22 protein-coding genes are annotated in these 26669 nt (G+C 34.6%); 7 read left to right on the plus strand and 15 right to left on the minus strand.

The window, feature by feature from the left end:
• The first annotated feature begins 1 nt into the window (after position 1).
• Positions 2 to 1288: an HlyD family secretion protein gene (locus tag ASE40_RS05120; protein WP_057115829.1), complete on the plus strand. Its 1287-nt coding sequence runs from the start codon at positions 2 to 4 to the stop codon at positions 1286 to 1288.
• On the opposite strand, the gene ASE40_RS05125 is transcribed toward ASE40_RS05120, so the two are convergent.
• The 4 genes from ASE40_RS05125 to ASE40_RS05140 form a co-directional block, all read right to left on the minus strand.
• Positions 1285 to 1992 carry a tRNA1(Val) (adenine(37)-N6)-methyltransferase gene (locus ASE40_RS05125; RefSeq protein WP_057115998.1) on the minus strand — a complete coding sequence of 236 codons (708 nt, stop codon included), beginning with the start codon at positions 1990 to 1992 and terminating at the stop codon, positions 1285 to 1287. The genes ASE40_RS05120 and ASE40_RS05125 overlap by 4 nt on opposite strands.
• A 141-nt stretch (positions 1993 to 2133) precedes the next feature.
• A complete protein-coding gene (locus ASE40_RS05130; RefSeq protein WP_057115831.1) occupies positions 2134 to 2484 on the minus strand; it encodes a four helix bundle protein in 351 nt (116 codons plus the stop codon).
• Between the two features lie 176 nt (positions 2485 to 2660).
• On the minus strand, positions 2661 to 3185 hold the full coding sequence (gene rimM, locus ASE40_RS05135) for a ribosome maturation factor RimM (RefSeq protein WP_057115833.1): 525 nt from the start codon (positions 3183 to 3185) through the stop codon (positions 2661 to 2663).
• Positions 3186 to 3200: 15 nt separating this feature from the next.
• On the minus strand, positions 3201 to 3770 hold the full coding sequence (locus ASE40_RS05140; protein WP_057115836.1) for a 30S ribosomal protein S16: 570 nt from the start codon (positions 3768 to 3770) through the stop codon (positions 3201 to 3203).
• A gap of 202 nt (positions 3771 to 3972) precedes the next feature.
• Between ASE40_RS05140 and ASE40_RS05145 the strand changes: the two genes are divergently transcribed.
• On the plus strand, positions 3973 to 4461 hold the full coding sequence (locus ASE40_RS05145; RefSeq protein ID WP_057115838.1) for a DUF6252 family protein: 489 nt from the start codon (positions 3973 to 3975) through the stop codon (positions 4459 to 4461).
• Between the two features lie 113 nt (positions 4462 to 4574).
• A complete protein-coding gene (locus tag ASE40_RS05150; protein WP_057115840.1) occupies positions 4575 to 4922 on the plus strand; it encodes an RNA recognition motif domain-containing protein in 348 nt (115 codons plus the stop codon).
• A 118-nt stretch (positions 4923 to 5040) separates the two neighbouring features.
• Here the strand turns inward: ASE40_RS05150 and leuB are convergent, their stop codons facing one another.
• Together leuB and ASE40_RS05160 are read right to left on the minus strand one after the other, a co-directional pair.
• Positions 5041 to 6096, minus strand: a complete 1056-nt coding sequence (gene leuB / locus ASE40_RS05155; protein WP_057115842.1) for a 3-isopropylmalate dehydrogenase — start codon at positions 6094 to 6096, stop codon at positions 5041 to 5043.
• A gap of 162 nt (positions 6097 to 6258) precedes the next feature.
• The gene (locus ASE40_RS05160; RefSeq protein WP_057115844.1) at positions 6259 to 7779 is read right to left on the minus strand and encodes an alpha-isopropylmalate synthase regulatory domain-containing protein; all 1521 of its coding nucleotides are present in this window, start codon (positions 7777 to 7779) and stop codon (positions 6259 to 6261) included.
• A 105-nt stretch (positions 7780 to 7884) separates the two neighbouring features.
• Here ASE40_RS05160 and ASE40_RS21975 point away from each other — a divergent pair, with 105 nt between their 5' ends.
• Entirely contained in the window at positions 7885 to 8022 is a 138-nt protein-coding gene (locus ASE40_RS21975) for a hypothetical protein (RefSeq protein WP_157848501.1), read from the plus strand.
• Here ASE40_RS21975 and leuD read toward each other — a convergent pair.
• The 4 genes from leuD to ASE40_RS05180 form a co-directional block, all read right to left on the minus strand.
• A complete protein-coding gene (leuD, locus tag ASE40_RS05165) occupies positions 8019 to 8615 on the minus strand; it encodes a 3-isopropylmalate dehydratase small subunit (RefSeq protein ID WP_057115845.1) in 597 nt (198 codons plus the stop codon). The genes ASE40_RS21975 and leuD overlap by 4 nt on opposite strands.
• Positions 8616 to 8784: 169 nt before the next feature.
• Complete coding sequence (leuC, locus tag ASE40_RS05170; protein WP_057115846.1) at positions 8785 to 10179, minus strand: 3-isopropylmalate dehydratase large subunit; 1395 nt, start codon at positions 10177 to 10179, stop codon at positions 8785 to 8787.
• A gap of 516 nt (positions 10180 to 10695) precedes the next feature.
• Positions 10696 to 11616 (minus strand): helix-turn-helix domain-containing protein, encoded by a 921-nt coding sequence (locus ASE40_RS05175; protein WP_057115847.1) that lies wholly within the window; start codon positions 11614 to 11616, stop codon positions 10696 to 10698.
• A 188-nt stretch (positions 11617 to 11804) separates the two neighbouring features.
• A complete protein-coding gene (locus ASE40_RS05180; RefSeq protein WP_057115848.1) occupies positions 11805 to 12608 on the minus strand; it encodes an SDR family oxidoreductase in 804 nt (267 codons plus the stop codon).
• A 458-nt stretch (positions 12609 to 13066) separates the two neighbouring features.
• Here ASE40_RS05180 and dnaE point away from each other — a divergent pair, with 458 nt between their 5' ends.
• A complete protein-coding gene (dnaE, locus tag ASE40_RS05185) occupies positions 13067 to 17602 on the plus strand; it encodes a DNA polymerase III subunit alpha (RefSeq protein ID WP_057115849.1) in 4536 nt (1511 codons plus the stop codon).
• 178 nt (positions 17603 to 17780) lie between these two features.
• Entirely contained in the window at positions 17781 to 18740 is a 960-nt protein-coding gene (locus ASE40_RS05190; RefSeq protein WP_057115850.1) for an outer membrane beta-barrel protein, read from the plus strand.
• Between the two features lie 139 nt (positions 18741 to 18879).
• On the opposite strand, the gene ASE40_RS05195 is transcribed toward ASE40_RS05190, so the two are convergent.
• The 4 genes from ASE40_RS05195 to ASE40_RS05210 form a co-directional block, all read right to left on the minus strand.
• Positions 18880 to 19872: a Gfo/Idh/MocA family protein gene (locus tag ASE40_RS05195; protein ID WP_057115851.1), complete on the minus strand. Its 993-nt coding sequence runs from the start codon at positions 19870 to 19872 to the stop codon at positions 18880 to 18882.
• Positions 19873 to 20100: 228 nt separating this feature from the next.
• Positions 20101 to 22203 (minus strand): prolyl oligopeptidase family serine peptidase, encoded by a 2103-nt coding sequence (locus ASE40_RS05200; protein ID WP_057115852.1) that lies wholly within the window; start codon positions 22201 to 22203, stop codon positions 20101 to 20103.
• 140 nt (positions 22204 to 22343) lie between these two features.
• Positions 22344 to 24551, minus strand: coding sequence for a TonB-dependent receptor (locus ASE40_RS05205; RefSeq protein WP_057115853.1), 2208 nt, complete (start codon positions 24549 to 24551; stop codon positions 22344 to 22346).
• A 165-nt stretch (positions 24552 to 24716) separates the two neighbouring features.
• Positions 24717 to 25070, minus strand: a complete 354-nt coding sequence (locus ASE40_RS05210; protein ID WP_057115854.1) for a hypothetical protein — start codon at positions 25068 to 25070, stop codon at positions 24717 to 24719.
• A gap of 223 nt (positions 25071 to 25293) precedes the next feature.
• On the opposite strand from ASE40_RS05210, the gene ASE40_RS05215 reads away from it, so the two are divergent.
• The gene (locus tag ASE40_RS05215) at positions 25294 to 25998 is read left to right on the plus strand and encodes a porin family protein (RefSeq protein WP_057115855.1); all 705 of its coding nucleotides are present in this window, start codon (positions 25294 to 25296) and stop codon (positions 25996 to 25998) included.
• On the opposite strand, the gene ASE40_RS05220 is transcribed toward ASE40_RS05215, so the two are convergent.
• Positions 25993 to 26598 (minus strand): hypothetical protein, encoded by a 606-nt coding sequence (locus ASE40_RS05220; RefSeq protein WP_057115999.1) that lies wholly within the window; start codon positions 26596 to 26598, stop codon positions 25993 to 25995. The two genes, ASE40_RS05215 and ASE40_RS05220, sit on opposite strands and share 6 nt — an antisense overlap.
• Between the last annotated feature and the right edge of the window lie 71 nt (positions 26599 to 26669).

Here is a 26669-nt window from a genome sequence, read left to right on the forward strand (position 1 = left end):
CATGGCTGAAGATACATTTGAATTAAGAAGCGAAGAAGTTCAGGATATCCTGACCAAAGTACCGCATTGGATGATCCGATGGGGAACAGTGCTGATATTTGCCATAATTGTAATGCTGTTTTTTGTTTCCTGGTTTGTCAAATATCCAGATGTTGTGCATACCGAAATCGTAATTACCACTAATATTCCTCCTGAGAGAATTGTTTCGAAATCTTCTGGTCGTATTGAGGCAATTTTGGTAAAAAACAAAACTTTGGTTCCTAAAAACAGCACACTAGCCATCATTGAAAATACCGCTGACTACAAGGATGTTTTTTTATTAAAAAGCATTATAGATAGCTATGATATTAATGCTAAAAAAGCATTTCCGTTTGCGATGCTGAAAAATAAACAGCTAGGTGAAATAGAAAGTGCCTTTGCTGTTTTTCAGAAAGATTATCAGGCTCAGGAATTAAACGAAAACCTGCATCCTTTTGAAATTGAAAGCAGGGCGCAGAGCTCAGAGAAAATCCAGATCAAAGAAAGGCTGGATATTCTCCAGCAGCAAAAGGTAATTAATGAAAGTGAACTGGAACTGCAGAAAAATGAAATAGCGCGTTTTGAAGTTTTATTCAATAAAGGAATTATTTCTGCTCAGGAAATGGAATTGAAGAAACTGGGTTATCTTCAGGCAATGAAGAGTTATAAAAGCCTTTTAACCTCGATTTCCCAATTAAGGTCCTCTTTGATCGACAATACAAAATCGAGCCAAAATTCGCACATAAACAGCACAAAAGAGGAGGTTAATCTTGGAAGAAGTATGGCGCAGTCATTTTATCAGCTGAAAAAAGTGATAAAAGACTGGGAACTGGCTTATACATTAAAATCTTCTGTAAGCGGGGTTGTTACTTTTCTGCAGGTTTGGAACGAAAATCAGACTATAAATGTGGGGGATAATGTTTTCTCTATAATTCCAGATGCTAAAAACAGTTTTGTTGGAAAAGTAAAAGCTCCTGCTCTGAATTCAGGAAAAATAAAAGTAGGGCAGAGAGTCAATATCCGGCTGGCCAATTATCCTGATAGAGAGTTTGGTGTATTGAAAGGTGAAATCAAAAATATTTCGTTAGTGCCCGATAAAGATGGAAACTTATTGCTGGACGTCGCACTTCCAAACGGCTTAAAAACATCCTATAATAAACAAATTATTTTCCAGCAGGAAATGAAAGGAACTGCCGAAATTGTGACAGAAGATTTACGATTAATTGAAAGAATCTTGTATCAATTTAAAAGTATATTTGAACAAGTTTAGAATTTCAAATAAAAATCCTTAGTTAGTTCGATATATTCTGGAGTATAAACATGTCTGTCGATTTCGATAACTAATTCATCGATTTCAATTGTGGAAACTTCATTGCGGCTAAAAGCCAGTAAACTTCGCTTGATTTCTGATTTTGGAGTGCCTTTTACTCTTGTGATTTTTATTGGGTACAATTCAGCTTTTTTTGCTAAAGCGATGAATTTTTCTTCTTCTTTAAAAGGAATAATTATAGCAAGTATTCCGTTTTCTGAAAGCAATAAATCTGCAGCTTCGACGATTTCTTCAAAAGGCATTGCATCTTGAAAACGTGCTAAATCTCTCTGTTCATTCTCTGTTTTGTAATCTTCAGCATAAAAAGGAGGATTCGAAACAATCAAATCATATTCGTCTTCAGGTTCTTCGATAAATTCGTCTAAACCAGCATGAAAGCAAAATAAACGATCTCCCCAAGGAGAACTTTCAAAATTTTCAACGGCTTGTTCGTAAGCATCTTCATCAATTTCAAGAGCATCGATTTGTTCTGCATGAGTGCGCTGAGCCAGCATCAAAGCTATAATTCCTGTTCCTGCACCAATATCCAAAATACTAAACGGATTGTGATTTATTGGAGCCCAAGAACCCAATATAACGCCGTCTGTACCAACTTTCATTGCACAACGATCTTGATTAATGGTAAATTGCTTAAATGAAAACATAAGTGAAAAATTCCAATTTTTTTTTAAATTCCAAATTCCAACCAAATAGTGTAAATTCCAAAAACGAAATTCTCAAACCAATTGAAAGCAGTAAATCAGTATGATTTATTGTTGGTAAAAGTAAGATTAAAATCTTAATAATTATTTTGAAGTTTTCGTGATTATTGCTGATAAAATTTTACGCAATTCTTCTACCTCAAATAATAAAGAATCAGAAATCATTCTTTGATCAGGGTTGAGTTCGTGTAATAAGCGCAGCCAGAATTTAGATTCTTTGGCTTCTTTTCGGGATATTTTAAGTCTAAATATTAAATCTTTATCACCTAATTTTTCATTCGCTTCAATGTAGTTTGCTCCCACAGAACCAGACGATCTTATTAATTGTTTGCCGTCTTCAATATTGGATGTTGTTTTCGATAAAGTTCTAATATATGTTCGACATTCTTTTGCAAACAAGAAAGTCCTCTCTTCTAAATCATAAGGTTTGTTCATAAAATAAAATAAATTCCAATTTTTAATCTCAATAGCTGGATTTCAAAAATAAGCATTTATTTTTTATGAGTTTTTTCTTTCAAAAAAACATTAAAGAATAATTTTTATAGCAATTTAGAATTTGGAATTTCCTTCCGTTTGGAATTTGGAATTTAAAAAAAAATTGAAATTTAAAACTAAAGGTACATCTCCACAAGACCTTCTGGAAGATCCATGATTACTTTTTTGTTGTCGCGGTCAATCTTTACCAAGAAATGGTCGATCATTGGAACTAAGATTTCCACTTCACCATTTAAAACTTCAAAAAGTGGTTGAGCAGTTGAGTCATTAATAGAAGTTATTTTTCCGAAAACACCTAAACGTTTGTCTTCGATTTCAAAACCAATAACTTCGTGGAAATAAAATTTGTTACCTGTAAGTTTTGGTAACATGGTTAAAGGAAGATAAATCGCGTTGCCAACTAGGGCATCTGCTTCTTCCTCTGTATTTACATCTTCAAAACGAACTCTTAGAAAGTCGTTTTTATGTAAAGAACTTGTTTCAATAAAAAAAGGAACCAAGTGTTTGTTGTGTTCAACAAACACTGATTCCAGATTTTCGTATAACTCAGGTTCATCCGTATCTAAATAGATTAGGACTTCACCTTTGAAACTAAATTTTTTAGCGATTTTACCTAAATAAAAACATTCTTCTTTACGCATTCTCGCTAAGTAAAATTATGCTTCAGTTGTTTCGTTATTCTCTTCAGCAGCAGGAGCTTCTTCAGTTGCAGCTTCAACTTCAGCAACTTCTTCTTCTTCAACTGCAGGAGTTGCAGCAGCGATAGCATCAGCTTCAGCCTGAGCTGCAGCAGCTAAACGTTTAGCATTAACTTCTTGTTCAGCTTTTAAAGCTTTAGCTTTAACATCAGCTTGTGCTTTTGATAAACCATCTTTTTTAGCATCAACTTTTCCAGCTTTAGCCTCTAACCAAGCAGCTAATTTAGCGTCAGCTTGCTCTTGAGTTAAAGCTCCTTTACGGATACCTCCATCAAGGTGGTGTTTCAATAAAGCACCTTTGTAAGAAAGGATTGCTCTAGCAGTATCAGTTGGTTGAGCACCATTGTGTAACCATTTAACTGCGCTGTCAAGGTCTAACTCAACAGTTGCTGGGTTTGTGTTTGGATTGTAAGTACCGATTTTCTCTAAGTATTTACCATCTCTTTTTGAGCGTGCATCTGCAGCTACAACCCAGTAAAAAGGTTTTCCTTTTTTACCGTGTCTTTGTAATCTAATTTTTACTGACATAATCTTATGATTAAATTTTGAGGTACTCGACCTCTGTTAATTAAGGGCGCAAAGATATAATTTTTTTATCAATAATGCGTTTCAAAAAGTATTAAATATCTTTAAGATAAATTTTTACCATTTTTTTGGCTGTTTTTGCTTTTCCTTTCAAACGTTTATTAATTGTAATGCGGTATTTTTGTGCCAAATTCATCCTAAGAATATGAAAAAATACTTTTACTTTTTACCACTTATATTTTTACTAACATCATGCACAGAGGATATTAGGTTTAATAATCCTGCTTTTCAAACTTTAAAAGATAATGTTTTTTGGAGGGCTCAGAGCTATAAGTCGGGAACAGAAACAACTGGAATTTTTGTTGTTGAAGGTTCTTTGGGTTATGAAAAAATAAGTTTTCAGCTCCCTGCACCATCTCAAAAAACATATATTTTGGGTGTAGATGATGTTACAAAAGCGACATTTAAAAATACTTATCCAGGACAAGAAGAAGAATTTACTACTGGAGAAGGCAAAGGCAGTGGGCAAATTATAGTTACAGAATACAATACTATTGATAAGACAATTTCGGGTACATTTAAATTTACAGCCATTAATGTAAATAATGGTGCTGAAAAAAAAGAAATACATTTTACAGAAGGTGTTTTCTATAAAATCCCCGTTGAACTAGATACTAAATTTACCATAGATTAAGGTTTTTGAGGCTTTTTAGGTTTTAAAATCAAAATAAAAACATAAATAAACTAATATATAGTAGATTACAGAATAATAAGAGTACATTTGCTTATTATTATAAATAAATATCTATGAATATTTTTGTTGGAAGCCTTCCATTCAGTATTGAGGAAGCAGATTTAAGAGAGTCTTTTGAGGCTTATGGAACAGTTGACTCTGTTAAAATTATTACTGATAAATTTACTGGAAGAAGTAAAGGCTTTGGTTTTGTTGAAATGCCAAATGATAGCGAAGCTCAGAAAGCTATCGACGAATTGAACGGTGCTGTTGTTTCAGGACGTACAATCGTTGTTAATAAGTCTGAGCCAAAACCAGAAGGCGAAAGAAGAAGTTTTAATAACAACCGTGGAGGAGACTCTCGTGGAAGTTATGGAAACAACCGTGGAGGAAATGACCGCGGAAACAGAGGAGGATATTAATATTTTTTTTCTACAATATAAAAGGGATCAACGCAAGTTGATCCCTTTTTTTGTTTAAAGTTTCAGGTTTCAAGTTCGAGCAACTTGGAACTTTAAACCTGAAACAAAAATTAACTAATTATACATTCGCAGCTAACCAGTCACCAACTTCTTTAGTGCCGTATGCTTTGCCTCCATTGGCTAAATCTTCGGTAACTACTCCAGCTTCTAGAGCCTTGTTTACTGCATCTCTCATTGCTTTCCCTTCTTCCATCAATCCGAAATTTTCGAACATCATAGCAGCAGATAAAATAGTAGCCATTGGGTTTGCTATGTTTAATCCTGTAGCTTGCGGGTAAGAACCGTGAATAGGTTCAAACAAAGATACTTCAGCTCCCATAGAAGCAGAAGGCATTAATCCCATTGAGCCAGAAATTACAGAAGCTTCATCTGTTAAAATATCTCCAAATAAGTTTTCAGTAATCAATACATCATAAGAGTTTGGCCATTGTACTAAACGCATAGCAACCGCATCAACAAATTCGTAGCTCACTTCAACTTCTGGATAATCTTTTTCCATTGCCTGAACTGTTTCTCTCCATAAACGTGAAGTTTCTAGAACGTTAGCTTTGTCAACGCAGCATAATTTTTTAGAACGTGTCATTGCTAATTCGAAACCTTTTTTAGCCAAACGCTGCACTTCAGCTCTTGTGTAAACACAGTTGTCAAATGCAGTATCGCCATTGTCTCTTCTTCCTTTTTCACCAAAGTAAATACCGCCAGTTAATTCTCTTAAGAAAACTAAGTCAGTTCCTTCGATTCTTTCTCTTTTTAATGGAGATTTATCTAATAACGAAGGGAATGTAAAAGTTGGTCTCACGTTTGCGAACAAACCTAACGCTTTACGCATTTTTAACAAACCTTGTTCTGGTCTTACAGGTGCAGAAGGATCATTATCGTATTTAGGGTGGCCGATTGCTCCAAAAAGAACTGCATCAGCATTTTTGCAAATCTCGTGTGTTGCATCTGGATAAGGTTCGCCTACTGCATCAATTGCAGCAGCTCCAGTTAAAGCTGGTTTCCAAGTGATTTCATGTCCGAATTTTTTTGCAATAGCATCAGATACTTTTACAGCTTCATTTATTACTTCTGGTCCGATTCCGTCTCCAGCTAAAAGGGCTATGTTTAATTTCATTCTATGTGTTATTTAAGATTCTAAGGTTCTGAGTTGCTAAGATTCTAAGGTTTTATTTTTAGTGACTTAGTTTTTTTTAAAAGGTTCTAAGGTTCTGAGTTGTTAAGATTCTAAGGTCAAAGAAAAAATCTTAGTAACTTAGAATCTTAGTCTCTTAGCACCTTAGGCTATTACGTTAAGCATTTTCTGCGTTGCAATAATCGCGGCAACGGTTTGATCAGAGTCTAATCCGCGGGTTTTGAATTCTTTTCCGTTATTTACCCATGTAATGATGGTTTCGCACAACGCATCAGAACTACTTCCTGGCGGGATTCTTACTGCATAATCAATTAATTTTGGGAGCGTTAATTTTTTGCTTTTATAGATTTTGGATAAAGCATTCATAAAAGCATCAAACTGACCGTCGCCCTGCGCATTTTCTTCGATGATTTCTTCGCCAAATTTTAAACACAAAGTGGTTGACGGACGCATTCCCTTTGAGTGTACTAATATATAGGACTCAATTTTTATTTTTTCTTCGTAAGTATGACTGTCCAAAACATCTGAAATAATGTATGGAAGGTCTTCCTTAGTTACAGTTTCTTTTTTGTCGCCCAATTCGATAATTCTTTGGGTAACCAATTTTAGATCTTCATTGTTTAGTTTTAAACCTAATTCCTGAAGATTTTTTTCGATATTGGCTTTTCCAGAAGTTTTTCCGAGAGCATATTTTCTTTTTCTTCCAAAACGTTCTGGAAGTAAATCATTAAAATATAAATTGTTTTTATTGTCTCCATCGGCGTGTATTCCAGCTGTTTGTGTAAAAACATTATCGCCGACAATTGGCTTATTGGCAGGAATTCTATAACCAGTAAAAGTTTCCACTAATTTACTGACAGTGTATAAAGATGTCTCTTTAATATTAATGCTTACTTCTGGCAGATAATCGTTTATAACAGCAACAGTACTTTCAAGGGGTGCGTTTCCAGCACGTTCTCCCATTCCGTTTACCGTAACGTGAAGTCCGTTTACTCCAGCTTTTATGGCTTCCATAACATTAGCGATACTTAAATCGTAGTCGTTATGAGCATGAAAATCAAAATGAATTTGAGGATATTTTGCTCTAATTTTCGAAATAAATTCAAAAGTCAAAGACGGAATTAAAACTCCTAAAGTATCGGGAAGTAAAATTCTTTTTACGGGCTGCGTTGCTAGAAAATCCAGAAACTGAAAAACATATTCAGGAGAATTTCGCATTCCGTTGCTCCAGTCTTCCAGATAAACATTCGTTTCAATATTGTTTTCTTTAGCTAAAGCTATGATTTGAGCGATTTCAGAAAAATGCTGTTCTGGTGTCTTTTTTAATTGATGTGTTAAGTGGTTCATTGAACCTTTTGTTAACAAATTCTGCACTTTAGCGCCGGCTTTTTTCATCCAATCAATTGAAACACCTCCGTCAACAAATGAAAGCACTTCGATTCTGTCAATATAACCGCGTTCTTCAGCCCACGAAGTAATGCCTTTTACAGCTTGAAATTCTCCTTCGCTTACGCGTGCTGAAGCAATTTCGATTCTATCAATATTTAGTTCTTCCAGCAATAATTGCGCAATGGTTAGTTTTTCTGCAGCAGAAAAAGATACTCCTGAGGTTTGTTCACCATCACGAAGCGTCGTATCCATTATTTCAATTTTTCTTTTTTCCATATTGATGTTTCTAACGGGTCGAATATTATTAATATCCTATTTAATTTTGATGCTGATTTTACGGATTCGCTTTGCGAAGACGCTGATAAAACGGATTTTTTTATATTGAATAGAATAAAATCCGTGGCAATTCGCGCTTTTGTGAAAGGAAATCAGTTTCATCCGCGTCCTATTATTCTAGAAAGACCCGACTGGTCTTTGAAACCTGTCGGGTCTAATATCCTGAATGAGATTTCTATTTAGTAAGGAAGTTTATCAGCGAAAGCTTTAATATCTTCTTTCATATCTTGTAAATAATCAATGTCATCAAAGCCATTAATCATGTTGTTCTTTTTGTATCCGTTGATAGCAAAAGATTCTTGCTGACCAGTTGACAATAAAGTAATAGTCTGTTCTGGTAGATTGATTTCTAATTCCGTTTTAGGATCAGCTTCAATAGCTTTGAAGATATTTTCCAAAAACTCTGGGCTGATTTGTACTGGTAAAACTCCAATATTCAAACAGTTTCCTTTAAAGATATCAGCAAAGAAACTAGAAACTACAGCTCTAAATCCGTAATCGTAAACTGCCCAAGCAGCATGCTCTCTAGAAGATCCTGAACCGAAGTTTTTTCCTCCCACAAGGATTTTTCCAGAGTAAGTTGAATCATTTAAAACGAAATCTGCTTTTGGAGTATCGTCTCCGTTGTATCTCCAGTCTCTAAAAAGATTGTCTCCAAAACCTTCACGTTTTGTAGCTTTTAAGAAACGAGCTGGAATAATTTGATCTGTATCTACGTTTTCAATTGGCAGCGGCACTGCACTGCTGGTAAGTATATTAAATTTATCGTATGCCATTTGATTTTTGATTTTAGATTAACGATTTCTGATTTTAGATTTATTGCTAGAACGTAAAATTGTAATCGTTAAATTTTTTTGTAAAATGTAAATTGAAATTTTAGAAGATTTTTTAATGAAGTGTGCCGAAATCTTAAATCAGAAATCGTTAATCTTCATTCATAAATCTTTAAAAAAGCTCTCTCGGATCTGTTAGTTTTCCTGTAACCGCAGCTGCAGCAGCCATAATTGGACTTGCAAGAAGTGTTCTTGATCCAGGACCTTGACGGCCTTCAAAGTTTCTGTTTGAAGTACTCACTGCATATTTCCCAGCAGGAACTTTATCATCGTTCATTGCTAGACAAGCAGAACAACCCGGCTGGCGTAATACGAAACCAGCTTCTGTCAAAATATCTAAAATTCCTTCTTCTTTAATCTGCGCTTCAACAACGTGAGAACCTGGAACTAACCAAGCGGTAACATTATCTGCTTTTTTTCTTCCTTTTACAATTTCAGCGAAAGCTCTAAAATCTTCAATACGTCCGTTTGTACAACTTCCTAAGAAAACATAATCAATTGGTTTTCCAATCATCACATCATCTTCGTGGAAGCCCATATAAGCTAAAGATTTTTTGTAAGTTTCCTCACCGCCTTCAACTTGGTTGGCATTCGGAATATGTTTTGTAATACCAATTCCCATTCCAGGGTTAGTACCATAAGTAATCATTGGTTCGATATCTTCCGCTTTAATGTTTAATTCGGCATCAAAAACAGCATCAGCATCCGTTTTAAGAGTTTTCCAATATTCAACAGCTTTTGTCCAAGCTTCACCTTTTGGAGCATATAATCTTCCTTCAAGGAAATCGAAAGTAGTTTGGTCAGGAGCGATCATTCCGCCGCGAGCACCCATTTCGATACTTAAATTACAAACTGTCATACGACCTTCCATAGTCATGTTTTCAAAAACATCACCAGCATATTCAACAAAATATCCTGTTCCTCCGGAAGTAGTTAATTGAGCGATAATATAAAGTGCAACGTCTTTTGGACCAACACCTTTGCTTAATTGACCGTTTACGTTAATACGCATTTTCTTTGGTTTAGGCTGCATAATACATTGAGTAGAAAGCACCATTTCAACCTCAGAAGTTCCGATACCAAAAGCAATAGCTCCAAAAGCACCGTGAGTAGATGTATGCGAATCCCCGCATACAATAGTAGCACCTGGCAAAGTAATTCCGTTTTCAGGACCAACTACGTGTACAATTCCATTTTTTTGATGACCTAATCCCCAGTGAGAAATTCCGTATTCGATTGCATTGTCTTCAAGAGCTTTAAGCTGATTAGCAGAAAGCGGATCCTGAACTGGTAAATGTTGGTTTATGGTTGGTGTATTGTGGTCTGCAGTTGCAAAAGTACGTTCTGGATATAATACGTTAACGCCTCTTGATTTTAATCCTAAAAAAGCAACAGGACTCGTAACTTCGTGAATGAAATGGCGGTCAATAAAAAACACATCTGGTCCATCTTCAATTTTACGCACTACATGTGAATCCCATACTTTGTCAAATAATGTCTTACTCATTTTTATTTTTTTTAATTGTAATTTCTATAACCACAGCAATCTCCTGTTCATTATAATAGCAAAACAAAAGTAAAAAAAGATAGAAAAGCGTCAATTTCAATATTTCATTATATACGATACCCAAATTAAATTACAAATTGCGAAACTGCTTTTATGCATTAAAATTTGAAAGAAAAATGATAAAGAAATTGATTTTGATTTTCTTTTTCGGCTTTAATTTTCCTTGTTTGTTTTTTGTTTTAATAGTTTGCAAATTTATCTCAAAATCGCTATAAAATATAAGGATTTAATTAAAAAAATCTAACAAAATGAATAAAAATAGTAATAATTGTTAGTTTTGATTTCTGTATGCAAACTATGCTTTTGCGGTTTTTTAAAGCTTTTAAAGGAGTTTTATGGACATTATTTAGATTCAATAAAGTATCAAAATACTACGACATCCAAGAAGTATATTTTTATAAAATTTTATGTTTTTTTAGTCAAAAAGGGAATTTTTGCTGCTAATAATTTTGAAAACTAGTTCAATGAATTTTTAAATTCGAGAGGAGTAAGGTTTGTTTTCTTTTTAAATAATTTACTAAACGACTGTGGATATTCAAAACCCAGTTGATACGCAATTTCTGCGACTGAAAGATCGGTAGTAATTAGGAAATCCTTTGATTTTTCAATTAGTTTTGAATGAATGTGCTGCTGTGTATTCTGTCCGGTTAAATTGCGGAGCATGTCACTTAGATAGTGAGTAGACACGTTAATTTTGGAGGCAAGAAAATCTACTGTTGGTAAACCGTCTTTTAGGGTTTCGGCATTATTTATATAATTATCCAGCGTTTCTTCAACTTTGATTAATAAGTCATGACTGATTGTTTTTCTGGTAATAAATTGACGTTTATAAAAACGATTACTGTAATTCAGCAAAACATCAATATAGGAAACAATTACATCCTGGCTCATTTCGTCTATAGCGTTCCGAAGTTCAGTGTCAATACTGTTTAATAAACCTATAATAATTGTTTTTTCGCTGTCAGAAAGATGCAGTGCTTCGTTGGTGTCATAAGAAAAGAAACCATATTTCTTGATGTTTTTCCCTAAAGGATAATTTCGAATAAAATCTGGATGAAAAAGCAGCGTATAACCGCCATATTCAGCACCTTCTTCATTTTCGGTAAAGATTAGCTGATTGGGAGAAGAAAATAGTAATCCGCCTTCATTAAAATCATAAAAACCTTGTCCGTAACCCATTTTTCCATTGGTAGAAAATTTATAAGAGATCTTATAAAGATCAAGTAAAAAGGCATAGTTTGCCAAATCTTCACTTATAACCAATTGTGTATTGTCTATTAAACTCACCATCGGATGAAGAGGTTTTTGCAGTTTAAGCAGGTCATGAAACTGCGATATAGAGGAAATCTTTGCAGGGTTATTTTTTTTCTTTTCCATAATATAAAAATATAAAATATGACATTAAAAGACTAATGAGGCTTTCCGAAAAGTATTAAACAAGCTCTTTGATTTATGAAACATCAGCTTCGGAGAAGCGAAATATTTTTAATACTGTTGTATTTCGCTCCGCTGGAGCTTAATAAAAAGAACGTAAAATACTTTTTGGATTGCCTCATCAGGAATTATTATGCTTCAAAAAACTGTTTTCCAAATGCAGTACGAAAAACTTCGTCGCCTTGTTCCAATCTTTGCTGGTACAGTGCTTTAGCATCTTCTCCGGCTACATATCTTAATTTAGTTTTTCCGTCTGTAGCGGCTTCGTAAACTACATCTGCAATTTGTTCTGCAGTTGATGCCATTTCAAACATTGCATCTACATTTTTAAACATTTTGTCTGCCATTGCCTGATATTCAGGTTTAACTCCGGTGTCAAGAGAACCATGAAGAAATTCTGTTTTGATTCCTCCTGGAGAAACTGTTTTAATATTTATTCCAAATGGATTTAATTCATAAGCCATGCTTTCGCTCCAGCCTTCTAACCCCCATTTTGTTGCGTGATAAATTGATCCTAAAGGAAAAGAAATCAATCCGCCAATTGAAGTTGTTGAAATAAATAATCCGCTTTTTCTTTCTCTGAAATACGGGATAAAAGCATTTGTAACACGAATTACTCCCAATAAATTAGTATTCAATTGTTTTGTGATCTGATCATCTGAAAAGCTTTCTAGAGGGCCAATTAACCCATAACCAGCATTGTTAAAGACAATATCGATGTCACTAATTTCAAGTGCTTTTTGAACTGTATTTTGTATTTGATCGTAATCTGTAACGTCTAACGGTAATAGCGTTACGTTCTTTAAATTAGAAAGTTCTGTTTCTTTTTCTGGAGTTCTCATAGTTGCAATTACATTCCATCCTTTTTCGTGGAATAATTTTGCTGTTGCTTTTCCTAAACCTGATGATGCACCTGTGATAAAAATTGTTTTCATGATTATTATTTTTTAATTGTTATAATTTGATGAAGCAAAGTTCAGGATACATCACAGTTTAAAAGTGTTCATTTTGGTGTAATGAGTGTTCAAAATGAATAATCGATGATTTAACGTAAAATTATAACGCGGATGACACGGATTTGCTTTGCAAAAACGCTGATTAAAACGGATTTTGTATTTTATCTGAAAAATCCGTTTTAATCAGCGTCTTCGTGATAACGAATCCGTATCATCCGCGTTGAAATCTATATTTTGAGTTTTTTAAGAATTACATTTTACAAGGTGTTAAAAATGCTTTTGTTAACAACTTTAGCTTCTTTATTTCTGTAAAAAAAGCGTAAATTTGAACTTCTTCCATTTTTCATTTCGCATTTTGTTATGTTTCATGTTGTCAATGTTTTGCAATGTGTAGGATTTGAAATTTTGGAGCTTTAAAATTTGATTTTTACAACTCTATGTATTTAATATTCGATACCGAAACAACCGGATTACCAAAACGATGGGATGCCCCGATAACCGATTCTGATAACTGGCCCCGCTGTATACAGATCGCTTGGCAGCTTCATGACGAAATGGGACAGCTTATTGAGCATCAGGATTATTTGGTAAAACCAGAAGGATTTAATATTCCGTATGATGCCGAACGTATTCACGGAATCTCGACTGAATTGGCTGAAGCCGATGGAATCTCTTTGGCCGAAGTTTTAGAAAAATTCAACATCGCTTTAAGCAAAACCAAATTTATCGTTGGTCAGAATTTAGGTTTCGACGTTAATATTATGGGAGCTGAATTTCACAGAATGGGTGTGGATTCTCCTATGGGTACAATGCCGGTTTTGGATACATGTACAGAAGTTACGGCTTCGTTATTGCAGCTTCCTGGAGGTCGTGGAGGAAAATTCAAACTTCCAACCTTAACAGAATTACACAGTTATCTTTTCAATCAGCCATTCGCGGAAGCGCACAACGCAACTGCCGACGTTGAGGCAACTACGCGTTGTTTCTTGGAATTGGTAAGAAGAGAAGTTTTTACCAAAGAAGAATTAGACGTTCCGAAGGAATATTTTAAAGAATTTCAAGATAGAAATCCGCAGGAATTTAAACTGATTGGTTTAAAGCATATCAATTTAAAAGCGGCTTCTGAAAAAGTTAGGGAACAAATCAAAGCTTTACAAGTTGATGATACTCCAACTGTAGTTTCAGAATCTGATAAAGCAGATTTTAAAGCAGCAAAATTTGCTCATTTACACAATCATACACAGTTTTCGGTTCTGCAGTCCACTATCGGAATCGGAAATATTGTTGCGGCTGCAGCCAAAAACGGAATGCCTGCAGTTGCCATGACGGATACCGGAAACATGATGGGAGCTTTTCACTTTGTGAGCGCCGTTATGAACCATAACAAAGCAGCATCTGGAAAAAACAAAGCTCTGGTTGAAGCGGGAGAAGAGCCAACAGAAACTGAGGTAAAACCAATTGTTGGCTGTGAATTTAATATCTGTGAAAATCATTTAGATAAAAGCAAAAAAGACAACGGTTATCAGGTTGTTTTACTGGCGAAAAATAAAGCTGGTTACCATAATCTGGCGAAAATGGCTTCGATTGCTTACACGGAGGGATTTTATTATGTTCCGAGAATTGACCGAAAAATTGTGGAGCAATATAAAGCAGATATCATGGTCTTGTCTGGGAATTTATACGGAGAAATTCCGAGTAAAATCTTGAATATTGGTGAAAATCAAGCAGAAGAAGCTTTAATTTGGTGGAAAGAACAATTTGGCGAAGATTTCTATTTAGAGGTAATGCGCCACAATCAGGAAGATGAAAATCGCGTAAACAAAACCCTGATTGAGTTTTCACAAAAGCATAATGTCAAATTAATTGCGACCAACAATACTTATTATTTAAACAAAGAAGATGCCAATGCCCACGATATTTTACTTTGTGTAAAAGACGGTGAAAAGCAGGCAACACCTATTGGACGCGGTCGAGGATATCGCTACGGACTTCCAAATCAGGAATATTATTTCAAGTCGGAAGAAGAGATGAAAAAACTCTTTGCCGATTTGCCAGAAGCGATTATCAATATTCAGGAAATTATAGATAAGGTTGAAGGATATTCTCTTTATCGAGATGTATTGCTTCCGAAATTTGATATTCCAGAAGAATTTATGGTTCCCGAAGATGAAGCAGACGGCGGTGTTAGAGGGGAAAATAAATACCTGCGACACCTTACTATGGAAGGTGCCAAAAGAAGATATGGCGAAATTACAGAATCGATTCAGGAACGTTTGGATTTTGAATTATTAACGATTTCGAATTCTGGATATCCAGGTTACTTTTTGATCGTTCAGGATTTCATTGCCGAAGCCAGAAAAATGGACGTATCGGTAGGGCCAGGTCGTGGATCTGCCGCGGGTTCTGCCGTTGCGTACTGCCTCGGAATCACCAATATTGACCCTATTAAATACGACTTACTTTTTGAGCGTTTCCTTAATCCTGACCGTGTATCGATGCCCGATATTGATATCGATTTTGATGACGAGGGTCGTGGACGTGTAATGGATTACGTAATCAATAAATACGGACAAAAACAGGTGGCGCAGATTATCACTTATGGTAAAATGGCAACCAAATCGGCAATTCGTGATACCGCCCGTGTACTGGATTTACCTTTGTTCGAAGCCGACAGAATTGCCAAACTGATTCCGGGAATGATGCCGTCAAAATGGAATTTGGCGCGTTTTATTTCTGAAAGTGAAGAAGAGGTAAAAAAAGCACTTCGTTCTGACGAATTTGATAATGTAAAAGAATTAATCGCGATTGCCAATGAAGATGATTTGGCAGGAGAAACCATTCAGCAGGCAAAAATCCTGGAAGGATCAATGCGTAATACTGGAATTCACGCCTGCGGGGTAATCATTACGCCGTCGGATATTACGAATTATGTTCCCGTTACTACCGCAAAAGATTCTGATTTATATGTAACCCAGTTTGATAACTCGGTTGCAGAAAGTGCCGGGCTGCTTAAAATGGACTTCTTGGGTCTGAAGACCCTTACGCTGATAAAAGATACCGTTAAACTGGTAAAATATAGAACAGGAATTGATTTAGATCCAGATAATTTCCCGATTGATGATGAAGAAACGTATGCGCTTTTCCAAAGAGGTGAAACGGTAGGTATTTTCCAATACGAGTCACCTGGAATGCAGAAATACATGAAAGATCTGAAACCAACAGTTTTTGGAGATTTAATTGCGATGAATGCACTTTATCGTCCAGGACCTTTGGAGTATATTCCGTCTTTCGTTCGAAGAAAAAATGGTGACGAAGAAATTAAATACGACTTAGATGCCTGTGCCGAATATTTGTCTGAAACCTACGGAATTACAGTTTATCAAGAGCAGGTAATGCTTTTGTCTCAGTCTTTGGCAGGATTTACAAAGGGTGAGGCCGACGTTTTGCGTAAAGCGATGGGTAAGAAACAAAAAGACGTACTAGATAAAATGAAGCCGAAGTTTGTCGAACAAGCTGCTGCTAAAGGTCACGATGCTAAAATTCTAGAGAAAATCTGGAAAGACTGGGAAGCTTTTGCGAGTTACGCCTTCAACAAATCGCACTCGACTTGTTATGCTTGGATTGCGTATCAAACGGCTTATTTGAAAGCGCATTATCCTGCAGAATATATGGCAGCGGTACTTTCGAATAATATGAATGATATTAAACAAGTGTCATTTTTCATGGAAGAATGTAAGCGTATGGGATTACAGGTTTTGGGTCCCTGTGTAAATGAATCGTATTATAAATTTACGGTAAATGATGAATATGCTGTTCGTTTCGGAATGGGAGCGATTAAAGGTGTTGGTTCTGGAGCCGTTGAAACTATTGTAGCCAACAGAAAAGACGGAAGATACAAATCGATTTTTGATTTGGCGAAGCGAATTGATTTGCGTGCTGCCAATAAAAAAGCGATTGAGAATTTAGCTCTTGCCGGTGGTTTTGATTCATTTGAAGGAACAACCAGAGCGCAGTATTTTCATGACGATGGCGACGGAATTACATTCTACGAAAAAGCAATGCGTTATGGATCGAAGTTTCAGGAAAATGAAAATTCCTCTCAGGTAAGTTTATTTGGGGAAACCAGCGAAGTACAAATTGCAGAACCAGTTGTGCCTCCATGCGAGGACTGGAGTACAATGGAAAAACTGGCCAAAGAAAAAGAAGTTGTCGGAATTTATATTTCTGGACATCCTCTGGACGATTTTAGATTTGAAATGAAATACTTCTGTAATGCCCGATTAGAAGCATTAAAAAGTATGAATGAATATGTGGGTAAAAATTTGAACTTCGCCGGAATCATTAATAACGTACAGCACCGTGTAGCTAAAAATGGAAAAGGATGGGCAGTATTCAACTTAGAAGGATATGACGAAAGTTATGAGTTTAAAATTTTTGGTGAAGAATATTTAAAATTCCGTCATTTCCTGATTCAGAATAATTTTGCCTACATAAAGATATTGATAAAAGACGGTTGGGTAAATCATGACACAGGTAAAAAATCTGAACCGAGGATGCAGTTTGTAGAGATACGACAACTGCAGGATATTTTAGAAGCTTTTGCTAAGAAATTAATTGTCCTATTAAATATTAAAGATATTCAGGCAGAATTTATTCATAAGCTGAGTCATTTGTTTAACGAGAACAAGGGAGATAATTCTGTGACTTTTGAAATCATGGAATTAGAAAAGATAAAACGATTAGTTGAGGTAGAAACACCAACAGATTTTGAACCCGATGATGCCGTTTTTGAAGATGAAAATGAAAACGAAGATGAAGTACTTGAAAGTACAAAAGTGCAAGAGGTAAATGAGGTTGAAGAAATAAAAGTCGTGACGAAATTAACTATGCCAAGTCGTCGTTTAAAAGTGAGAATTTCAACTGAATTATTGCAGGAATTGGAGAAAATGCAGATCAATTTTAAATTGAACTAAAAAATTAACAGTTAAAATTTAACCAAATGTTAAATTTTTTAGTTAAAAATATGCATGCATAATACTTTTTTAGTAATATTGCCCAAAATTACAACGTTTTCGTGCCAAGTCTAACTTTACAAACTATAAGAATATGTTAAAATACTCTAAGTTTGTATTAATCAATTAAATCAGAATTATGAAAAAGAACCTATTTTTATTAGGATTATTAGTTTGCTCTATGGCCACAATGGCGCAAACAGAAAAAGCAGATAAACCAGAAAGCTGGTATTTTAAACTAGGTGGATCTTATTTTATTCAAACAGCAGCTACAGAGTTTCCAATTGTAAATGGTGCATTGCCTAATACAGATGTTTATGCCGCAGATGGTACAACATTACTTTCAAGAGAAACAAATCACGGCTCATTTGGGGAAGGATTTCGTACAGGTATAACTGCAGGATATCGTTTTACAGCTCGTTTGGGAGTTGAAATGGGAATTAATTATTTTAGCAGTGCTAGTAAAACTATGGTTCAAACCACTAATAGATTAGTTGCTGCTGGACCTACCTTTGCTAGTGGAAAAGCAGTTGGGAAAATTGAAGCTTTTGATGTTGCTCCAGCTCTTGTATTGTTTTTAGGAGAATCTCATGGCTTTGAACCTTATACGAAAGTAGGAGTTATTGTACCTATACACGGAGATTTAACAATCGAAACTACTAGAACTTACACTAATCCTGCGGGAGTTGTCAATAGTTATGCTAAAGATGTAGTAAAACCAAATCCAACAGTAGGGTTTTTGGCAGCTTTAGGAACATCATATAAATTAGGTAAGCACATAGCTGTTTTTGCAGAATTAGAGTACCGTAACTTTACTGTTCATGGTAAAAGTAAAGAAACAGAGGTATATACTGAAAATGGTGTAGACAAATTAAACACGCCTACATCTTTCCGTCCAGACGCTTCTTATTCTGCTAGTCATGTTGATTACGTTAAGCAATTAAACACAGGGTCTAATCACTATTTGTTTAATCCAAATACTGCAACAACAAATATTCCTACTGATACAACTAGACCTAATGATGCTATGAATGATATTAGTTCATATGTTGGAATCTCTGGATTAGGTTTGACTTTCGGTCTTAAATACAGCTTGTAATTTTAGACTTTTTATAGTTTACAAAAAGAGGATATTCATAACGAATATCCTCTTTTTTTTACAGATGCCAGCCTTAGTCAAAGTTTTTACGATGAATTGCCTCCAGCTAAAGCTGGAGGCAATTCAATTCTAAATGCTATTATTTTGAAGAATTCCTAAACTCTTTCAAAACTTCATCAATAACCCAAGTCGTTCTTGAACCAGAAATTCCTTTTGATGGAGAAGCGCCATCTCCTAATAGTTCAGCAATAACAGTTTCTATAAATGGCTGTTGAATATGTAATGGATTTTCTATCGTAATACTTTCTTTTTCTCCATCTGCATATTGAATATGCAAAGGATCATTGCCAAAAGTTGAGAAAGAAATTTTTCCTTTATCACCCACAATTTCAGTATTATCATAACGTTCAAAACTGGCAAAATTCCATAGACCAGATCCGTGAATTCCGTTTTCGAATAAAAACGACATCGAAACAGCATCTTCAGCAGGATAAGCTTTAAGCTGAGAAGTTGCATGACCGCGAACTGATTTTATCGGACCTAAGACGAAATCTAGAAAATCTAGAGTATGACACGCTAAATCAACAAAAATTCCACCCCCGGAAATGTGAGGCAGAACAGTCCACGGAAGATTGATTTCATCATCATAGCGCTGTTCAAAAGGATGATATAAAACACAGTTTACATGTCTTATTGTTCCTAATTTTCCTTGGTCGATAATTTCTTTTATTTTTAAGAAACGCGGTAAAGCTCTTCTATAATAAGCAACAAACAACGGAACATTATGTTCTTTGCAAACGCTGATCATTTCATTGCATTCTTCAAAAGTTAGTGCCATTGGTTTTTCAACATAAACTGGTTTTCCGGCTTTGGCACATAAAATAGTATATTCTTTATGAGATGACGGAGGAGTTGCGATATAAACAGCATCAACTTCTGGATCATTAATTAAATCTGCGGCGTTTGAATACCATTTCGGAACATTATGGCGTTTTGCATAATCTTCAGCAAGTGCAGCATCTCTTCGCATTACAGCAACTAAAGCAGAGTTTGGGGCTTTCTGAAAAGCTGGTCCGCTTTTTACTTCGGTTACATTCCCACAGCCTATAATTCCCCATTTTATAATTTTCATCGTTTGGTTTTTTAGTTTCTCAAATTTAAAAAAGGTTTGCCACGAATTACACGAATTGTCACGAATTTATTTTTTGAATTTTTGCCACAGATTAAAGGATTTTCACAGATTAAATTAAAAGCACGCGAATAAATCATTTTAATCCTTTTATATGTGGCAAAAAAGAAAGCCACAAATTCACAAAATATATTCGTGAATTCGTGGCTTAAAAAAGTCCAGTTTAAAGTTTTACTTTTTCGGTAAAGCTTTAAAACCCATATTGTAAAGTGTGAAAGCTTGAATGTCTACATTTTCTTGTATCGAAGCAGCAACAGATTTTCCTGCACCGTGACCAGCTTTAACATCAATTCTAATTAATACCGGATTTTCTCCTGTCTGTTTTTCTTGTAATTCAGAAGCAAATTTGAAACTATGCGCTGGAACCACACGATCATCATGATCACCTGTAGTTACCATTGTTGCAGGATAATGAGTTCCTTTTTTAACATTATGAACAGGAGAATATCCTTTTAAGTATTCAAACATTTCTTTGTTGTCTTGAGCAGTTCCATAATCAAAAGCCCATCCTGCACCAGCTGTAAAAGCATTGTAACGAAGCATATCCATAACCCCAACCGCTGGTAAAGCCACTTTCATTAAATCAGGACGCTGCGTCATAGTTGCTCCAACTAATAAACCTCCGTTCGATCCTCCGCGAATAGCTAGATAATCTGATGAAGTATATTTTTGAGCAATTAAGTATTCTGCCGCAGCAATAAAATCATCAAATACATTTTGTTTTTGCAATTTTGTTCCTGCATCATGCCATTTTTTACCGTACTCGCCGCCGCCTCTTAAATTGGCAACTGCATAAATACCTCCGTTTTCCATCCAAACAGCATTTGCAATACTGAAACTTGGAGTTAAACTAATATTGAATCCACCGTAACCGTAAAGGATAGTTGGGTTTTTACCGTCTAATTTGATTCCTTTTTTATAAGTAATAATCATTGGAACTTTTGTGCCGTCTTTTGAAGTGTAGAATACTTGTTTAGACTCGTAATCTTCACTTTTGAAATCAACTTTTGGTTTTTGATATACTTCTGATTTACCAGATTTTGGTTCAAAAGAATAAATACTTCCTGGAGTTGTGTAATTTGTAAAGCTGTAATACAAAATCTTTTCTTCTTTTTTGCCGCCAAATCCGCCTGCAGTTCCAACAGCAGGAAGTTTGATTTCGCGAACCAATTTTCCGTTGTAATCATATTGCTGTACAAACGAAACAGCATCTTTTGTATAATTAGCAAAGAAGTATCCTGCTCCAGTTGAAGGAGATAAAACATTTTCAGTTTCTTTGATAAAATCTTTCCAGTTTTCCACCTTCGGATTTGCAGCATCTACAGTAACTACGCGTACGTTTGGAGCATTTAAGTCAGTTTCTATAAATAACTTAGTTCCCTCATTTTCAATAATTGAGTTTGAACTATTGAAATTATCTACAATCGTAACAATTGGACTATTAGGTTTCGTCAAATCTTTGATGTACAATTCATTTCCATAAGTAGAATTGGCAGCAGAAATAATTAAAAAATGATCATCTTCGGTAACATAACCGCTTACGTATCTTCTTTTTTGATCTGCACCAAAAATTACTTTATCCTCTTTTTGAGAAGTTCCCAGTTTATGAAAATACAATTTATGCTGATCTGTTTTGGCAGATAATTCACTTCCTTTCGGTTTGTCATAACTAGAATAGTAGAAACCTTCATTTCCGTGCCAAGAAACCCCGCTGAATTTTACATCAACTAAAGTATCTTCTAAAACTTTTTTAGAAAGAGCATCAATTATAATTACTTTTCTCCAGTCGCTTCCTCCTTCAGAGATAGAATAAGCGGCTTTGTTTCCGTCTTTAGAGAAATCTAAACCTCCAAGAGAAGTTGTTCCGTCTTTTGAAAATGTATTCGGATCTAAGAAAACTTCTTCTTTTCCATTTGCATCTTTTCTATAAACAACAGATTGGTTTTGAAGACCATTATTTTTAGAATAATAAGTAAACTTTCCTTCTTTAAAAGGAGCACCTATTTTTTCATAGTTCCATAGTTTTTCCATTCGTTTTTTAAGTTCTTCACGAAACGGAATTTTATCTAAATATCCATAAGTAACTTCATTTTCAGCTTTTACCCAAGCTCCAGTTTCTGCAGATTTGTCGTCTTCAAGCCATCGGTACGGATCGCTTACTTTGGTATCAAAATATACATCAACAGTTTCTCCTTTTTTTGTTTCAGGGTATTTTAGCTGCCCGAATGAAATTCCTGCGGTTGTAAGTGTCATTAATAAAAATGTTTTTTTCATAGTTAGTTTTTATCTGTTGTAACAAAAATAGCACTTTTTGTTGTGAAAATTGAATGAAAAAATTAAACCATATAAGACATATAAGTTCACTTAAACGCTTTACTTAATTTTACTTATATGACTTATATGGTTTAAAAATGTTACAGATTAAAATTAACTCCCAAAACGATGTTTCTTCCAATGTTCGGAATTCCGTCTGTTTTTAATCTAGAAAGGTGTGCAATATATTTTTTATCAAATAAATTGTTTCCGTTTAAGTTAATGTCAAATGCTGTTTTTCCTAGTTTTACAGTTCCTCCAAAACCTAAATTTACTAAAGTATAACCTTTAGAAGCAGTTTCAAATCCGCTTACATTATCTTGGCTGAAAGTAGACGAAACATTTAATGAAGCAAAACCTTCGCTTAACCAATCTTTGATATTAAATTCAGTTCTAAGCGTGTTGTTCCAATTGTTAGCAGGAATTAAAGGCAGATAATCATCATTGTCTTTTTTACCTGTTACAGTTTCAAAACTAGTTTCAAAATGTAACCAATCTAAAGGATGCGGGTGAAAGTGTAAACCAACTTCGCCTCCAAACAATTTTGCATTATCTTGAACATAAGCAAAAACATCATTATCATCTAAAACGTCTCCAGTTGGAGAGGTATAAATATAATTGTTTACGTGATTGTAAAATCCGTTAACAAAGAATTCGAAATGTGTGTTTTTGTATTCTAAGTTCAAATCAGTCTGAACGTTTTGTTCTGTTTTCAAATTAGCATTTCCAATTTCATAACGATTTGTTCCTTCGTGAACACCGTTTGAAGTTAATTCGGCTAAGTTTGGTGCTCTAAAACCAGTTGCCACATTTAAACGAAGCGTCAACGGTTCTGCCAGTTTTGTTTTATATCCTAAAGAAGCATTAAAACTGTCAAACGATTTATCTAAAGCTTGAAAATAGCCTTCTTCGCCTTCAGTTCCGTGAGCAATTGAAGTAATATTTCTGTTATCAAAACGCAATCCGGCTTGAATAACACTATTGTCCCATTCGTAATTCGCAGTTCCAAAAACGCCAAAATCATTTGTTGTAGCATCTGGAATTAAATATTCTTCACCAGAATTTTTATTGGTTTGATGCATTCCCTGAACTCCAAAAATAGTTTCGATTTTTCCGAATTTAGGTAAATGATATTTTGCATTATAGTTGAAAGTATTCAATTTCATATGAAGAGAAGCTTCGTTGCTGTCTTCAAATTCGCTTCTATCATTCGCGATATAACCTAAGTCAACGTCTAATTTTGAGTTTTCAAAAAAGATAACATTATTCAAACTCAATAAATGATTAAAAATTCCTTGTCTCGGAAATTGAGTGTCTTTGCTTGAAGACTGTTCTGCAATTCCATCTTCTGGAATTCCGATATCTAGTTTGTTGTAATTGTATCTTAAAACACTTGAAAAGCTTGAATTGCTGTATCCAATTCCAGTTTTAAAATCAGTTTCATTGTAGCGTGAATTGGTTACGCGGTCGCCATCGGCAATTTTATAATCAGAATGTGTGTTGTAACTTCCACGAGCTAAGAATTTCCAATTATCTGTCGAAGTTTTTAATCCGATAGAAGAATTACTTCCCTGCGTATTAGTGAAATATTTTTGACTGAAATTAGCTTTAAAATCTCCAGCATCAGCAAATTTTTCGGGGTTAAAATATAAAACACCTCCCAAAGCATCAGAACCATATAATAAGGAAGCTGGTCCTTTTATAACCTCGACACTTTCGATTCCGGCATCATTTAAACCTAAACCATGTTCGTCTCCAAACTGCTGATTTTCGATACGAACGCCTTGAGAATATACTAAAACACGATTACCGCTAAGTCCGCGAATTACGGGTTTTCCGATAGAAGTTCCAGTCGAAATCTGAGAAACTCCAGGAATTGTTGCTAAACCTTCAATTAAAGTTGAGGTGCCTTTTTGCTGTAATGTTTTGATGCTTTCGTGCTCAATTTTCATTACGTTTTGCGATTGCAATTTATTAAAAGGCGTAGAAACAACCACTTCATCCATTTCTAAAACAGATTCTAAAAGGATAATATCAAGGGTGTTTTCCTTTACTAATTTCGCAATAGTTTGATTCTGATTAGCATATCCAACATAAGAAAAAGCAATGCGAAGACTTCCGTTTGGAAGATTTTTTAATTCGTATTTTCCGTTCACATCTGTTGTTGTTCCTTTATGTAATTCAGGTGCGTAAACTGAAACTCCTGGTAATGGCTGATTTTGAGCATCGGTTACAATACCTGAAACCGAATTTTGAGCAGTAAGAATGCTCGAGAACCCTAAAATAAGGGCAATTATAATTTTTTTCATTTGAAAATGATGCTATAGTTAAATTGATTTTTCCTTTTTGAATGAAAACCAAAACAAGCAGCAAAGCATTCTGATCCTAATTAAAAATAAGTTAGGATTAGGAAACTCAACGCAGTTTCAATTTAAAATAAAAAGAAAATGTGATTTTTTTAGAAACCGAAAAATTTAAGAAACTACAGCAAAAGGAGGTCCGCGCAATAAGTAGGCACTTGTGGAAACAGAAAAAATCTTTTCTGACAGCGGAAAGAAATAAGGAATATCGCTGTTGAAATAATAAAACTGAAAAGAGAAATCTTGCGGAACTACAAACGATTCAAACGCAAAATTACAAACAAAACAAACTTCATAATTATGATGCTGGTGCGTTATTTCTCCGCTGGGATCATTGTACTTATGATGACACTGCTTTTCTAAAAGCTGTTTTGCAATATGCTCATAACTGTGTATCGACTGAAACAATATCGAGAACAATATTGTTACAGCAAAAGATAAACTTAATATGAGCTGTTTTTTCTTCATTTCCTGCAAAGGTATAAAAGATAAAAAGAAAATTCATTTATTTTTTGCTTATCCCTATTGATTTATTGCAAAAAACGCAGCAATTAATTTTAATCTCCAACAAAAAGAGAATATTTATATTTCTTATCGTTACTAGAAAAAGCAATATGTTATATTTGTATATGAAATAAATAGACGCAGAAGAGCGTTTATTTTTAAAACCTCTTTAAAACCAAACCACGATATGCGAATTATTTTTAGCTGCTTGTTTTTACTCACTTTTTTTAGCTCTTTTGCACAGGAAGAAGTTAAACCTGAAGTAAAACCAGTAATCAAAATTGATTCTTTATATCGAGAAGATCAGTTTTTCTTTTCGGTTACCTATAACATGTTTACAGATATTCCTGATAAGTTTAAACAGAATAAATTTTCTTTGGGACTTTCTGGAGGTTTTCTGCGCGATATGCCGGTTAACAAATCAAGAACAGTATCAATTGCTGCCGGTTTAGGATTAAGCTATCAAAATTATTATCAAAATCTAACCATTTTTCAAGATGGATCAGGTGCAATTGCTTATGGGGTAAATGATTACGGAGAATTTGTTTCAAATCGTTATAAACAATATTCTGTAGATCTTCCGATAGAATTTAGATGGAGAAATTCAACTTATGAAAGCACTAAATTCTGGCGTATTTATGGCGGTGTAAAATTGAGTTATGTTTTTTCGAGTGCATCAATTTTGGATGATGGAGAGAAAACCTATAAAATCAATAATAATCCCGATATCAACAAATTTCAATACGGACCTTATCTTGCCGCGGGATATAATACCTGGAACATATATATTTACTACGGTTTAAATCCGTTGTTTAATTCTGCAACTACTGGGGCTGGCGAAAAAATCAATTTGAAAACTTTAAATGCTGGATTGATCTTTTATATTTTATAACCACAGGTATAAAAATAAAAGCTGGGGCATAATTCCAATAAATAATCCAATTAATATTTCTCTTGATGTATGTGCATTCATCTCTAAACGGGATGAAGCCACAACTCCAGATAATAAAATAAGCAAAGCCGGCCAATATGGATTATGCATTTGCAGGTGAATGTTTAAGCCAATTACAAAAATGGCAAAGCCACAAATAGCAACCATATGTAAACTTGCCTTTACTTTAAATAGTGTACTTACTAAAGCCAAAATTGTACTAAACAAGGCTCCCAGAAAAAAGAAATGAAGTTCAGGATAACGAATAATAACTATACTTCGTTTTACCAGTAAAATATACAAAAAGCACTGTAAAATTAGCGGAATGGTGCGTTCTGAAGTCTGGCTCAGCATGATCGATTTTACATGTCCAGTTGATCGCAGCAGTAAATAAAATAAAACAGGAACAACCACATTAATCACCAAAATCTGGATTAAAACAAAATATTTTTCCTGTGTGCTAAAAATGTCTCCTTTATAGAATAAATAAAACAATGTTGCATACAACGATATAAAAATGGGGTGTAATATATAGGAGAAAATAGGAAGTAACTTTTTCAAAACGCTCAAATTTGTGGTAATAAACAAATATACAGAAATATAAATAGCGAAGCTAAAACGCTTTATTTTTT

The organism is Flavobacterium sp. Root935, from assembly GCF_001429295.1.
Classification (GTDB): Bacteria; Bacteroidota; Bacteroidia; order Flavobacteriales; family Flavobacteriaceae; genus Flavobacterium.